This window comes from Paraburkholderia sp. BR10954, from assembly GCF_040965775.1.
In the GTDB taxonomy this organism is placed as follows: domain Bacteria; phylum Pseudomonadota; class Gammaproteobacteria; order Burkholderiales; family Burkholderiaceae; genus Paraburkholderia; species Paraburkholderia youngii.
In genome coordinates, this window is the sequence record NZ_JBFRCK010000002.1 from 347,062 (window position 1) to 360,979 (window position 13,918).

Genomic DNA, 13,918 nt, shown 5'->3' on the forward strand with positions numbered 1-13,918 from the left:
CAGCTATCGTTTCGACGGCTCTTCCGCGAACGCCGCGTCAGTCTTCGTGCGAGCCTTCGCGGCTCGCGTCGTTGTCCGTGCGTTCGGCGGACGAGCCGTCCTCCACCCCGTCACCTGATTTGCGGTTTCTGGCGCCACCGCGCCGCCGTCGTTTTCTGGGGCTCCGGTCCTTCCCGCCTTGCGTGAGCAATGCCTCGCGCGCGGCGGCGTCTCCTTCGATGAACTCCGTCCACCACGTACCGACCGACTCGTCGAGTTCGCCCGATGCGCAGCGCAACAGGAGGAAATCATACCCCGCTCTAAATCTTTGGTGTTCCAGCAGCTTCAGCGCGCTGCGGCCCGAGCGCTTTTCGAGGCGCAGCTGCAGACCCCAGATCTCGCGCATGTCGGCCGAGAAGCGCTTGTGGATCGCGAGCTTTTCGGTCTGCATGTCGAGCACTTCGTCCATCGCGCGATGCAGCGCGGGCACCGGATACTCGCCTTCGGCCTCGAACTTCTGCCAGCGCTGCTGCACGTCGTGCCACAACAGCGTCGCGAACAGGAAGCCCGGCGACACCGGTTTGCCCGCGAGCACGCGTGCATCTGTATTAGAGAGTGCCAGAGAAATGAATTTCTCGCCGGTCGGCTGCTCGAGCACCACGTCGAGCAGCGGCAGCAGCCCGTGATGCAGGCCTTCCTGGCGCAGCCGCTTCAGGCACGCGAGCGCGTGACCCGACAGCATCAGCTTCAGCATTTCGTCGAACAGACGCGCGGCGGGCACGTTGTTGATCAGATCGGCCATCTTTTCGATCGGCGCGCGCGTGGCGTCGTCGATGTCGAAGTCGAGCTTGGCGGCGAAGCGCACGACGCGCAGCATGCGCACCGGGTCCTCGCGATAGCGCGTGGCCGGGTCGCCGATCATGCGCAGCAGGCGCGTGCGCATGTCGGCCATGCCGTTATGGTAATCCAGCACGGTTTGCGTGGCCGGATCGTAGTACATCGCGTTGATCGTGAAGTCGCGGCGCGTGGCGTCCTCGTGCTGCTCGCCCCACACGTTGTCGCGCAGCACGCGGCCGCTCGCGTCGACCGCGTGGGTGCGGCGGTCGAGCTCGTCGCGCTTCAGACGCTTCGGCGGCGGCGCGTCGGCCGCGGGCGGATCGACCAGCGCGCGGAACGTCGAGGTCTCGATGATTTCCTGGCCGAACTGGACGTGCACGATCTGGAAGCGCCGGCCGATGATGCGCGCGCGGCGGAACAGCTTCTGCACCTGTTCGGGCGTCGCGTCGGTCGCGACGTCGAAGTCTTTCGGCTTCACGCCGAGCAGCAGGTCGCGCACCGCGCCGCCGACGATGAACGCGCGAAAGCCCGCCTGTTGCAGGCCCTCGGTCACGCGGATTGCGTTGCGCGAGATCAGCGTGGGGTCGATGCCATGCACGTCGTGCGGAATGATGACGGGGACGTCCGGTTCGCGCGGCGCTTGTGCGGCGGCAGCGGCGGTGGATTTGCGACGCGGCCGCGCGGCCGCGCCGGATACGGTCGTGCCGGAAGCGGACTTGCCGCGCGCCGGCGGCTTGTCATTGGCGTTGCCGTCGACGCTGGCGGCGGAGAGCGTGTCGTCAGCGCTCGCCGCGTCCTGGCCGAATAGCTTGCGGATGAGTTTCTTGATCACGAGGGTTGGAAGAGTTCGAGGATGCGCCAGCCTTTGGCCTGCGCATGGGCGCGCAACGTGTCGTCCGGATTGGTCGCGATGGGATCGGTGACTTTTTCGAGCAGCGGGATGTCGTTGTGCGAATCGCTATAGAAATAGCTGTGCTCGAAGTCGCTCCACGTCTTGCCGAGCGACGCGAGCCACATTTCGGTGCGCACGATCTTGCCTTCCTTGTAGCTCGGCGTGCCGGTCGGGCGGCCGGTGTAGGCGCCGTGCGGATCGCCGCCGACGGTCTCCGCCTCGCACGCGATCAGCGTGTCGACGCCGAACGCCTGGGCGATGGGACGCGTGATGAATTCGTTGGTCGCGGTGACGACGCAGCACAGGTCGCCCGCTTCGCGATGCTGCTTCACGAGCTCGATCGCCACCGGCTGGATGGCCGGCGTGATGACCTCGTGCATGTACTGCGCGTGAAAGTCCGCGAGCTGCGCGCGCGTGTACTTCGCGAGCGGCGTCAGCATGGCGATCAGATAAGCGTGAATGTCGAGCTTGCCGGCCTTGTAGTCGGCGTAGAAGCGGTCGTTTTCACGGGCGAAATTTTCGGCGTCGACCATGCCTTTTTTCACCATGAAGCGGCCCCATTCGTGGTCGCTGTCGGTGGGAATGAGCGTGTGATCGAGATCGAAGAGTGCAAGGTTAGCCATGGGGGCCCATTTTACTTGAAGCCGGAAGAACGGCGTGTGAACCCGGCGCGGTGGCGGGATCGGGCGACGCCAGCATCGTGCGCAACAGCGGCAGCGTGACCGCGCGTTTCTGTTCGAGCGAGAAGCGGTCGAGCGCGTCGAGCAGCGCCATCAGGCTCGGCATGTCGCGGCGAAAGTGCGTGAGCAGATAGGCCGGCACGTCGTCGGCGAGCATGATGCCGCGCTCGCGCGCCGCGCGTTTCAACACCGCGGCCTTCGCGTCGTCGGGCAGCGGCGCGAGGTGAAACACGAGACCCCAGCCGAGGCGCGTGCGCAAATCCTCGCGCACCGTCATGCCGATCGGCGCCGCGTTGCCCGCGGCGACGAGCGCGCTGGTCGGATGCGCCCGCACTTCGTTGAACAGGTTGAACACGGCGATCTGCTGCGCGGCCGACAGTGCGTCGCAGTCGTCGATCGCATAGAGCGCGACGCGCGGATCGAAGCCGAAGGCGGCGAGGCTGCTTTGCGGACCGGCGAAGCGCGCGTGTCCGGGCGGCGCTTCGTGCACGAGCGCCTGCAGCAGATGCGTGCGGCCGCTGCCGGCTTCGCCCCAGATGTAGAAGGTGCGATCGGCGACCGGTCCGGAGGCGAGCGCGTCGTCGAGCTCACGCAGGCGCGTGACCAGCTCGGCGTTCGCGCCGGCGAAGAAATTGTCGAATGTCGATGGCGGCGGGGTGCCGAGATCGAGCGTCAGTTGACGAAGCACAGTAGGTTAATGCCGAAAATGAGGCTCGGGCCGCGAGTGGCCCGGACCGCGGGGCCTGGAACGTTGCCAGGCGCTCAGTTGTCGTGAAGCGTGCTCGCCGGGTCGTGAGGCCGCAGATCGCGAAGCGCGACGGACGGAAATGCGCGGGGCGGCGGCGCCGGAATCGGGGTATCGTGTTGCAAAGGTCGTTTCCAGGATCTCGTCGGAACGCGCGAATTCCAGCCACGCGGCCAGCATCGGGTAAAATCGCATTTTACCGACCTTCTTGCTCTTCCCCATGAATCAACCGAAATCCGCCCAGCCTTCACCCGATTCGGCCCAAGGTTTGTCGTATCGCGACGCCGGCGTGGACATCGATGCGGGCGATGCCCTCGTCGACGCGATCAAGCCCTTTGCCAAGAAGACCCTGCGCGACGGCGTGCTGGGCGGCATCGGTGGATTCGGCGCGCTGTTCGAAGTGCCGAAGAAGTACAAGGAACCGGTGCTCGTGTCCGGCACCGACGGCGTCGGCACCAAGCTGCGTCTCGCGTTCCAGCTGAACAAGCACGACACGGTCGGCCAGGATCTGGTCGCGATGAGCGTCAACGACATCCTCGTGCAGGGCGCCGAGCCGCTGTTCTTCCTCGACTATTTCGCCTGCGGCAAGCTCGACGTCGGCACGGCGGCGACCGTCGTGAAGGGCATCGCGCAGGGCTGCGAGCTGTCGGGCTGCGCACTGATCGGCGGTGAAACCGCGGAAATGCCGGGCATGTATCCGGACGGCGAATACGATCTGGCCGGTTTCGCAGTCGGCGCGGTGGAAAAGAGCAAGATCATCGACGGCAGCAAGATCGCTCCTGGCGACGTGGTGCTCGGGCTCGCGTCGAGCGGCATCCATTCGAACGGCTTTTCGCTGGTGCGCAAGATCATCGAGCGCGCCAATCCCGATCTGAACGCGGACTTCGACGGCCGCCCGCTCGCCGTCGCGCTGATGGCGCCGACGCGCATCTACGTGAAGCCGCTGCTCGCGTTAATGCAGCAGCTCGAGGTGAAGGGCATGGCGCACATCACCGGCGGCGGATTGGTCGAGAACATTCCGCGCGTGCTGCGCGAGGGTCTCACGGCCGAGCTAGATCATCGCGCGTGGCCGCTGCCGCCGCTGTTCTCGTGGCTGCAGAAGCACGGCGGCGTCGCCGATGCGGAAATGCACCGCGTGTTCAACTGCGGTATCGGTATGGCGGTGATCGTGTCGGCCGCGGATGCTCAGGCGGCGATCGGTCTGCTGTCCGCGGCGGGCGAGCAGGTCTGGAAGATCGGCACGGTCCGCGAAAGCGCGGCGGGTGAAGCGCAGACGGTCGTGGTCTAACGATTGACGAGGGTTCGCGTGGCGTGCCGCAACGGCGCGCCGCGCGGGCTTCAAATCCCCGCTTCGAATCCCCGCTTTAGGTCCCCGCTTTAGGTCCCTCTAATTCCCTCACTTCGATCGGCGTCTCCAACGAGCGTCTCGATCAGCTCCACCACCCGCGCCGTCGCGTGCGGATCGCAGCAATCCACCACCTGTCTCTCCGGCATGCTGCGCAGCCACGTGAGCTGCCGCTTGCAGAGTTGCCGCGTCGCGAAGATGCCCTTGTCGCGCATGGTCCGATAATCGACCGCGCCATCGAGGTATTCCCACACCTGCCGATAGCCGACGCAGCGCATCGACGACATCTCCGGCAGCAGGTCGCCGCGCGCGCGCAGCTTGACCACTTCATCGACGAAACCGTGCGCGAGCATCGCATCGAAGCGCTGCTCGATGCGCGCGTGCAGCAAGCCACGCTCGGACGGCTCCAGCGCGACCGGCACGAAGCGCCATGCCGACGCGGCGTCGTCCGTGCGCGCGGGCGCGGCGAGCAGCGCCGACATCGGCTGGCCGGTCAGCATGAACACTTCCAGCGCGCGCTGGATGCGCTGCGAATCGTTCGGTGCGAGACGCGCGGCCATGACCGGATCGAGCGCGGCGAGGCGTGCGTGAAGCGCCGGCCAGCCGTCGCGGGCGGCGTCGGCGTCGAGCGTCGCGCGTAGTTCGGCATCGGCGCCGGGCAGGTCGTTGAGCCCCTGCGTGAGCGCCTTGTAGTACAGCATCGTGCCGCCGACCAGCAGCGGCAGCCGACCGCGCGCATGAATTTCACCGACGAGCCGCAGCGTGTCGGCGCGAAACTGCGCAGCCGAGTACGAGTCGGCCGGATCGACGATATCGATCAGATGATGCGGCGCGACCGCGCGTTCTTCCGCAGTCGGCTTCGCGGTGCCGATGTCCATCTCGCGATAGACGAGCGCCGAGTCGACGCTGATGATTTCGACCGGCCGCCGCGCGGCGAGCGCGAGCGCCGCGGCGGTCTTGCCGGACGCGGTCGGGCCGAGCAGGCACGGGATCAGGGTAGGGCGTGACGTCATGGGCAAGCGGGCGTGAGGCGCGGGCGGTGTGATCGAACGCGGCGCGTTACTGGCCGCGCATGAACAGCCGATCGAGATCGGCCAGCGTCAGCTGATACCAGGTCGGACGCCCGTGGTTGCACTGGTCAGCGCGCTCGGTCGCTTCCATCTGGCGCAACAGCGCGTTCATTTCGTCGAGCGTCAGACGCCGGTTCGCGCGCACCGCGTGATGGCACGCGAGCGTGCCAAGCAGTTCGTGCTGACGCTCGGTCAGCACGCGCGAGCCGCCGAACGCGTGCAGGTCGGACAGCACCGCGCGCGCGAGCGCTTGCAGATCGGCGTCCTTTAACAGCGCGGGGACCGCGCGGATCGCGAGCGTGGTCGGCGACAGCACCGCGAGGTCGAAGCCGAGCGCATCGAGCGTATCGCGTTCTTCCTCGACCGTGCCGATTTCGACCGGATCGGCCTGCATCGTCTGCGGAATCAGCAGCGGCTGTACGGCGATTGCTCGGTCGGCGAGCGCGTTCTTGAACTGCTCGTACAGGATGCGCTCGTGCGCCGCATGCATGTCGACGATCACGAGCCCGTGGCGGTTTTGCGCAAGCACGTAGATGCCGTGGATCTGGCCGAGCGCGAAGCCGAGCGGCTGATCGTCGGTGGCGTCGAATGCGGGGGCAGCCGGGCGCGACGCGAACGGTGCCGCGTCGTATGGCGACGTCGTTTCGCTCGCCGAGTCGCGCGCTTCGAACAGCGACGCGCCTTCGACCCGGCCCGCGAGCGGATCCTTGCGGCCGAACAGCGCGTCGTAACCGGCGAGCGGTTGCGCGACCGGCAGCGTGCCTTGCGTCATGCGCGCCTGGCGCATCCACGTGTTGCCGGGCTGCGAGGCCCCGAAGCTGCCGAAGCCTCCGCCGCCAAAGCTGCCACGGCTTCCGGCGGCGAAGCCCGCGGCGCTCGAAACACCGGCGCCCGCGCCGCTTGCGCCGCCCAGCGGCGTCGAACCAAACGAAGCCGGTTCACCGGCCGACGGTTCCAGGTGCGCCGCATGCCCGCCAGCCGTCGTTTCCGGCGACGCGCCCGCGTGCCGCGCGAGCGCGCGCTGCACCGCATGGAACACGAACTGGTGAATCGAGCGCGAATCGCGGAAACGCACCTCGATTTTCGACGGATGCACGTTCACGTCGACGCCCTCGGGCGGCAGATCGAGGAACAGCACGTACGACGGATAACGCTCACCGTGCAGCACGTCTTCATACGCGGCGCGCACTGCGTGCGTGAGCAGCTTGTCCCGCACGAAGCGGCCGTTGACGAAGAAATACTGTTGATCGGCGCGGCCGCGGCTTGCGGTCGGCAGACCGGCGCAGCCGTAGATTGCGAGCGGACCGGCGGATTCGTCGAGCGGCAGATGGGCGGTCGCGAACGTGTCGCCGAGAATCTTCGCGACGCGCGCGGGCGGCTCGCTCGCGTTCCAGTGTTCGACGGCCTTGCCGTTGTGCAGCACCGAGATCGCCACGTCCGGCCGCGCGAGGGCGGCGCGGCGGATCTGTTCGAGACAGTGGCCGAGTTCGGTCTGTTCGCTTTTCAGGAATTTGCGGCGCGCGGGCGTGTTGAAGTACAGCTCGCGGACTTCGATCGTCGTGCCTTGCGTGCCGGCGGCGGGACTCAGCACGCCGGTTTCCGCATCGATGCGCACCGCGTGCGGCACGTCGGCGGTGCGGCTCGTGATGCTCATCTGCGCGACCGACGCAATCGACGCCAGCGCTTCGCCGCGGAACCCGAGCGTCGCGACCGCCTCGAGCTCGGCAAGCGAGCGGATCTTGCTGGTCGCATGGCGCGTCAGTGCGAGTACGAGTTCGTTCTCGGGGATGCCACAGCCGTCGTCGGTGATCGAGATGCGTTTGACGCCGCCTTCGTCGAGCAGGATGCGCAGCGTCTGCGCGCCCGCGTCGAGCGCATTCTCGAGCAGTTCCTTGACCACCGACGCCGGCCGCTCGACCACTTCGCCGGCGGCGATCTGGCTGATCAGTTGATCGGGGAGCGGCTGGATCGCGCGCAGCGGACGCGGCGCGGGCGCCGCGCGGGAGCCGTCGGAGGGTGCGGCCGCGGCCGCGGTGCCCGCAGGCGTTTCGGAGAATTCGGACATGGCGAAATTATAGCGACTCGGCGTACGTCGCCCGTGCCGCTGCCCGACCCGCAGTTTTTTAATCGACCCGAGGCACTTTCTGTATCATGTCGCGGTCAATTCGCAGCGGTCGGCCCGCCGCTTGCTGCCCCTGTTATCGGGTCGCGCGACGGCCGTTTTTCCTCTACGCAATCATCGGTTTATAAGGACATTCCTTGGATACGTTGCTCCATTTCGCCAACCTTGTCCTACACATCGACAAGTTCCTCGGGGACTTCATCCAGGTGTATGGCACCTGGGTTTACGCGGTGCTATTCGCAATCGTGTTCGCAGAAACCGGACTCGTGGTTCTGCCGTTTCTGCCGGGCGACTCGCTGCTGTTCATCGGCGGCGCGTTCTGCGCGGCCGGGCAGATGCATCTCGGGCTGCTGATCCTGTTGCTGCTGGTGGCGGCGATCGGCGGCAATACGACCAACTATCTGATCGGCCGTGCGATCGGACCGCGTGTGTTCAATACGCATATTCCGGTGCTCGAGCGCTTTCTCGATCGTGCCGCGCTGCAGAGGACTCACGATTTCTATGAGAAACACGGCGGCAAGACGATCGTGCTCGCGCGTTTCATCCCGGTCGTGCGGACCTTTGCGCCGTTCGTCGCCGGTGCGTCGTCGATGACCTGGAGCCGCTTCCAGATGTTCAACGTCGTCGGCGCGCTGTCGTGGGTGCTCCTGCTCGTGCTGCTCGGCTATTTCTTCGGCAACATTCCGTTCATCCGTCAGTATCTGAACGTGATCGTGCTGGTCGGTATCGGCGCGGCAATTGTGCCGGTCGTGCTCGCCGCGTTGTGGAAGATGCTGCGCAAGAATGGCGCGAACGCGAGTACGCGTTGACGAGCTGTAGCCGGCTGTAGTTCGGACCTTGATGATCAGAAGGCGTCGCGAATCTCGCGACGCCTTTTTTCATGCCCCGGTGCCGGCGACCCGTGCCGGCTTCGCGCGCACGTTAGGTCACATCAATCGCGCGTGATCGCGCGCGGCGCGAGCGGCGTTTCCGGCGTCGGATAGCCGGCTTCCTTGAAGGTCTGCACGATCGCGCGATTGGTGTCGAAGTAGACCTGCCAGTAGTTCTGGTTCGACGAATAAGGACGCACGCACAGCAGCGGTCCTTCCGGCGTGAAGCTCAAGACCTCGATGTCCGGCGCGGGGTTTTCGGACACGTTCGGAATCTTTGCGACGGCGGCTTTCAGACGCGCGATCGCATCGGTTGGATCGACGCCGTTGGCGATCTTCGCGGTCAGCTCGACGCGCCGGAACGGCAACACGCTGTAGTTCGAGATCGTGTCGGAAAAGATCTTGTTGTTGCCGACGATGGTCATCACGTTGTCCGGCGTGACGATCGTCGTGCCGAACAGGCCCAACTCGGTGACGGTGCCGGTGACGCCCGCGGCCGTAACGAAATCGCCGACCTTGAACGGTCGCAGCACCTGCATGAACACGCCGGCCGCGAAGTGCGCGAGCAGGCCGCCCCACGCAGTACCGATCGCGAGGCCAAGACCGGCGAGCAATGCGGCGAACGACGTTGTCTGCACACCGAAGATTTGCAGGATTGCGAGGATGAGCAGCAGGTTCAGCAACGCGCCGAGAATCGACGCGAGGTAGTGGGCGAGCGTCGGATCGACCTTGCCGTTGCGAGCGAGCACCTTGCGCAACAGGTTGGAGATCAGCCCGATGACCCAGCGGCCGACGATCCACAGCACGATGGCGCCGAGCACCTTGGTGCCGATGTCGATGCCCCGGGTCATGATGAATGCACGTGCGGTTTCGATATCCAAGATGTTCCTCGTTATAAGTTGCCATCAACGGATTGAACGACGGTGGTGCCATGACCCACAACGCGCGGTCTTCGGGAGTTATAGCCGACGGCGCCCGCATGCGCAAGGACCGTTCCTGGCCTGCTCGCGGGCGGCAATTGAGAGACGAAAAATGGCGGGGCGTATGTGAGAAGCCGCTCGAGCGCGCCGCCCCTACATGCGCAATCGCGATTCGGAATACGGTGACGTGCAGATGACAACCGCGTTGTCCTGGTCGCTTTTCACGGCTCGCCTGCGCTTCGACACGCGATGCCATGAGAACGCGATCACGATTGCGAGCGCATATGCGCCAGCACGCCGAAGAAATAGAGTCGGCCGGACGAATTGTCCATAGCGACTCTGCGCGTCGGCGAACACGACAAAAGTCAACAAGCCGTCGAGCACGCACGCGAGCAGCGCGAGCACGATGAAAATCGCCGGGCCGCTCAACGCGGCACCCGACCCGAACCGGTTATACAGTCGGCAGGCCATCGATACGATGGCGAGCAAGGCGAGGTTCGATAGCAGATCGAACAGAAAGTCGGTCATTATCGGTTCAATGAAAAAGCAATGCGCCGTGGGGTTGTGGGGTTGCCGGAACGGATGCTCACGCGAGGTTCAGACATGCTCCGCTGATTCGGCGGCGATCATTGCATATCTTTTCATCTCGATAAATAACCAGAAAAAGCGATAGCCGTCTCGCGCTTTCTTTCGAGCGTTTTTATGCGCAATCGGAATGTGAAAAGTTCTTTGCAAATTTATAGTACTGCGACGGACTCCGATTGCTGCGCGTCAGAAGCGACAAGAAATGCCGAGTTGCAGCGTCGGATACCATCGAAAAGGCGAGACCTCAAGCCATAGCCGATGCCGAGGCAGGTCATCGCGCTCGCCGGGAAAGGCCGGCGACGGTGCGTCGTCAATGAATGACGCGTTGCGTCGCAACACTCCGCCACTGTGGTGAAAATGCCAAATCGAACTTGTTTGTATTTTGAAACGTCGCGCCGTGCGTTTATACGTGCGAGGATCAGATCATCGTATTCCTGATACGAAGATCCAGACTCACGGGGGCTCCATGAGTAGCATTCCGCTTATCTGGGCAGCGGTGCCGCATAACAGCGACGGTGTTGTCTTTCAGATCCAGCTTGGCCGCGGGCTTCAGCGTTTTCACGTGTCGCGGCGGGTGCTCGAAGACGTATTCGGGCTCGAACGAAAAGCGTCCGACGCGCGCCAACTCGAATTGTTCTATGTGCACGAGCAGCGCATCCTCGCGCGTGCCAGCGCCAAGCGTTCGCTGGCCAGTTCGGCCACTGTTTCACTGCAGGCCACCGATTTCGGTGTGTCGAACGACCGGGAGCGTCGGGAGAGGCCGAGCGGCATCGCGCACGGCCTCATGTAGGCGGGCCGGTGTTTCACACGCGGCGGCGAGGCTGCCCTCATCGAGCGCCATCGTTTTTGCGCCTTCCCGCGTTGGCATGTTCTGCGCAACCGTGTAGTGGTCCGCATCGTCTTCATGCACGATCGTTAGCGCGCGGTCCGCGCCGTTCGAACTGGGCGCGAACTTCAAGGACGGATCGGAAGCCGCAGCATCACGGCGGCCCCTTATCAACACCTCGGCCACGCGACGGCCCGACGTCGCATCGACGATCATCATGCGGTGATTGGCGCAAACCGAAAACAGACGCTCGCTGGCCGGATCGATGGCAGGCTCGGCGCGAGAAAGCCCTGCGCGTACTGCGCATACGCGCTCCATTGCGGCGTGATCTGCTGATGCAGAATCAATGACGGCAGAATCTTGTCCCACGTGTGGCGGAAATCGAGCGGCTCACCGGTCTTCTGGTTCATCGGCGTATCGATGCTGCGGTGGAACGACACGTACTTGAGTCCCGGCGTAATCGTCGAACCGTTCTGCAGTTGCCAGGCGCATTGCAGATACGGCTGGAATGTCAGCATCGTGTCGTTCATCGTGAAGTTCTGCGAAATGAACGCGAAGTTCAGCGACGCATCGGCATTGGAGTTGTCGCGGGCGTTCCTGCTCGGTCCATAGGATTTTCCCGCGCCAGGTTTCAGGCAATCCCTACACGATTCCACGGTCAGCAAACAGCAGTTTGTGTCGATAACACGGAAGGATGTGTCTCTGCTGCACCAGTTCGCCGTCCACCGACGCAAACGTTTGCTAGCAGGGCACCCCCATCGGATCAGTTTTTCCAGCCACGGCCTCATAAACGGAATCGCGATATGGATCGAACCAAAACAAACAGTTTCACCTTGGCAGTGTCGCGCCGCACCTTTTTGCACAGCCTCGGCGCGTTGGCGCTGAGCGGATGCGGCGGGGGCGGCAGCGTCGGCGAAGCGGCCGTGAGCCGTTCGGCCGTTGCCAGCGCGGCGAGCATCAACACGGCCAGCCTGGTGCTCGCACGAGCGGCAACCGGCGAGGCCGCCGTTGCGACGAGCGGCGCGTTCGTGCATCCGGGGCTCCTGCACACGCAGACCGACTTCGACCGCATGGCGCAGAAGGTCGCCGCGCAGGCGCAGCCCTGGTACGCCGGCTTTCAGGTGCTGACCGCCAACGGCCACACGCGACTGTCCTGGTCGCCCCGGCCGGCCGCGCAGATCAATCGTGGCGGCACCGGTCCGCAGAACTATCCGCAGCTCTATGGCGACATCGCCGCCGCCTACGCTTGCGCGCTGTACTGGAAAGTCACTGGCGACACGGCATACGCCGACAAGGCGGTGCAGATCATGAACGCGTGGTCCTCGACGCTGCAGAGTCTCGGCGGCGACAGCAACGTCGATCTGGCCGCCGGCATCTATGGCTACGAGTTCGCGATCGTCGGCGAGATCATGCGCAGCTACCCTGGCCTCGCCGCAGCGGACCTCATGGCGTTCCAGTCGATGATGTCCAACATCTTCTATCCGATCAACATCGACTTCCTGAACCGCCACAACAACACCGACTACACGCACTACTGGGCCAACTGGGACCTGTGCAGCATGGCGTCGATCATGGCGATCGGCGTGCTCTGTGACGACCGCGCGATGTTCGACGAAGCGGTCAACTACTACCTGAGCGGGCTTGGCAACGGTGCGATCGCGCAGGCGGTCTACTACCTGCACCCGGGCTACCTCGGACAGTGGCAGGAGAGCGGGCGCGACCAGGGGCACAACAACCTCGGCATCGGGCTGTGCGGCGCCATCTGCGAGATGGCCTGGAACCAGGGCATCGATCTCTACGGCTACGACAACAACCGCTTCCTCGCCGGCGCGGAGTACGTGGCGAAGGCGAATCTCATTCAAGCCGACGGAACCTACCTCACGGTGCCGTACGAGAGCTATGCGAATGTCGACGTAGTGCAGCCCGGGTTTTCGACGGCCTCGCAAGGCAATATCCGTCCAATCTGGGCGCTCGTCTACAACCACTATGTCAATCGCAAGGGGCTGGCCGCGCCGTGGTCCGAGAAGTTCGCGCTCGCGATCCAGCCGGAAGGCGGCGGCGGCAACTACGGTACGACCAGCGGCGGCTACGACCAGCTCGGCTACGGCACGCTCGCCTACACGCGCGATCCGGTGACGCCGGCCGCCGCGCCGAGCGGCGTGACCGCCTGGCCGGCGGCCGGGCAGGTGGTGCTGTCGTGGTGGGGCGTGGCGAATGGCACGAGCTACAACGTCAAGCGCGCCGCGAATTCGGGCGGCCCGTACACGACCGTCGCGAGCGGCATCACCGACGTGCTGACCTATACCGACAGCCCGCAGGCCGGCGTGTGGTACTACGTCGTCAGCGCGACGACGGCAGCGGGCGAGAGCGCGAACTCGAACGAGGTCGCCGCGGTGACGGCCGTGCAGTTACATACCTGGCTGAGCTTCGACGAGTCGAGCGGCACAACCGCCGCCGACGCGACCGGCAACGGCCATACGGGCACGCTAGTCGGCGGCGCGTCGCGCACCGCTGGCAAGTCCGGCAACGCGGTGCTGCTCGACGGCTCGAGCGGCTACGTCAGCCTGCCCAACGACATCGTCGGGGACGTCTCGGATTTCACGATCGCGACGTGGGTGTTCCGCAATTCAAACAGCACGAAGCAATGGGAGCGCGTGTTCGATTTCGGCACGGGCACCGGCCGTTACATGATGCTCACCCCCGACAGCAGTGGTGGCACGGTGCGCTTTTCGATCACGCTCAACGGGTCTCACAACGAGCGTCAGGTCAATGGCAACGCGCCGCTGCCGAGCGGCCAATGGACCCATGTGGCCGTGACGCTCTCGGGCACGACGCTCACGCTGTACGTCAACGGCAGCCAGACCGGCCAGACGACGGGCGTGGCGTTCGCGCCGTGGCATCTCGGTCCGAGCGCGCAGAACTGGATCGGACGTTCTCAGTACGCGGCGGACCCGTACTTCAACGGAGCGATCGACGAGTTTCGCATCTATCGCGGCGCGTTACCGCCGGATCGGATCGCGACGCTCGCGCAGGGTTGATTGTCAGCGT

Annotated in this window: 12 protein-coding genes; 4 read left to right on the forward strand and 8 right to left on the reverse strand. The window is 64.9% G+C overall.

Annotation, left to right across the window (positions count from 1 at the left end):
* Positions 1-37 precede the first annotated feature (37 nt).
* The 3 genes from pcnB to hda are packed head-to-tail and all read right to left on the reverse strand — an operon-like array spanning position 38 to position 3,076.
* Positions 38-1,648, reverse strand: a complete 1,611-nt coding sequence (gene pcnB / locus AB4Y34_RS04310) for a polynucleotide adenylyltransferase PcnB (RefSeq protein WP_368715329.1) — start codon at positions 1,646-1,648, stop codon at positions 38-40.
* The gene (locus tag AB4Y34_RS04315) at positions 1,645-2,331 is read right to left on the reverse strand and encodes an HAD family phosphatase (protein ID WP_013088509.1); all 687 of its coding nucleotides are present in this window, start codon (positions 2,329-2,331) and stop codon (positions 1,645-1,647) included. Before AB4Y34_RS04315 ends, pcnB begins: the two co-directional genes overlap by 4 nt.
* Positions 2,324-3,076, reverse strand: coding sequence for a DnaA regulatory inactivator Hda (gene hda / locus AB4Y34_RS04320; RefSeq protein WP_176122499.1), 753 nt, complete (start codon positions 3,074-3,076; stop codon positions 2,324-2,326). Before hda ends, AB4Y34_RS04315 begins: the two co-directional genes overlap by 8 nt.
* A gap of 277 nt (positions 3,077-3,353) precedes the next feature.
* Between hda and purM the strand changes: the two genes are divergently transcribed.
* Complete coding sequence (gene purM, locus AB4Y34_RS04325) at positions 3,354-4,421, forward strand: phosphoribosylformylglycinamidine cyclo-ligase (protein WP_176379038.1); 1,068 nt, start codon at positions 3,354-3,356, stop codon at positions 4,419-4,421.
* An 89-nt stretch (positions 4,422-4,510) separates the two neighbouring features.
* Here the strand turns inward: purM and miaA are convergent, their stop codons facing one another.
* Positions 4,511-5,491 (reverse strand): tRNA (adenosine(37)-N6)-dimethylallyltransferase MiaA, encoded by a 981-nt coding sequence (miaA, locus tag AB4Y34_RS04330; RefSeq protein WP_368715330.1) that lies wholly within the window; start codon positions 5,489-5,491, stop codon positions 4,511-4,513.
* Between the two features lie 46 nt (positions 5,492-5,537).
* On the reverse strand, positions 5,538-7,613 hold the full coding sequence (mutL, locus tag AB4Y34_RS04335; RefSeq protein WP_368715331.1) for a DNA mismatch repair endonuclease MutL: 2,076 nt from the start codon (positions 7,611-7,613) through the stop codon (positions 5,538-5,540).
* Positions 7,614-7,807: 194 nt separating this feature from the next.
* Between mutL and AB4Y34_RS04340 the strand changes: the two genes are divergently transcribed.
* Positions 7,808-8,479 (forward strand): VTT domain-containing protein, encoded by a 672-nt coding sequence (locus AB4Y34_RS04340; protein ID WP_176379041.1) that lies wholly within the window; start codon positions 7,808-7,810, stop codon positions 8,477-8,479.
* A 122-nt stretch (positions 8,480-8,601) separates the two neighbouring features.
* Here AB4Y34_RS04340 and AB4Y34_RS04345 read toward each other — a convergent pair whose 3' ends face one another.
* Both AB4Y34_RS04345 and AB4Y34_RS04350 read right to left on the reverse strand, forming a co-directional pair.
* Positions 8,602-9,420 (reverse strand): mechanosensitive ion channel family protein, encoded by an 819-nt coding sequence (locus AB4Y34_RS04345; protein WP_176379042.1) that lies wholly within the window; start codon positions 9,418-9,420, stop codon positions 8,602-8,604.
* Between the two features lie 192 nt (positions 9,421-9,612).
* Positions 9,613-9,987 carry a hypothetical protein gene (locus tag AB4Y34_RS04350; protein ID WP_176379043.1) on the reverse strand — a complete coding sequence of 125 codons (375 nt, stop codon included), beginning with the start codon at positions 9,985-9,987 and terminating at the stop codon, positions 9,613-9,615.
* A gap of 523 nt (positions 9,988-10,510) precedes the next feature.
* On the opposite strand from AB4Y34_RS04350, the gene AB4Y34_RS04355 reads away from it, so the two are divergent.
* Positions 10,511-10,834 (forward strand): hypothetical protein, encoded by a 324-nt coding sequence (locus AB4Y34_RS04355; protein ID WP_176379044.1) that lies wholly within the window; start codon positions 10,511-10,513, stop codon positions 10,832-10,834.
* Between the two features lie 251 nt (positions 10,835-11,085).
* Here AB4Y34_RS04355 and AB4Y34_RS04360 read toward each other — a convergent pair whose 3' ends face one another.
* A complete protein-coding gene (locus AB4Y34_RS04360; RefSeq protein WP_255208732.1) occupies positions 11,086-11,658 on the reverse strand; it encodes a TonB-dependent receptor in 573 nt (190 codons plus the stop codon).
* Between the two features lie 15 nt (positions 11,659-11,673).
* Between AB4Y34_RS04360 and AB4Y34_RS04365 the strand changes: the two genes are divergently transcribed.
* Positions 11,674-13,908, forward strand: coding sequence for a LamG-like jellyroll fold domain-containing protein (locus tag AB4Y34_RS04365; protein WP_176379046.1), 2,235 nt, complete (start codon positions 11,674-11,676; stop codon positions 13,906-13,908).
* The last annotated feature ends 10 nt before the right edge of the window (positions 13,909-13,918 follow it).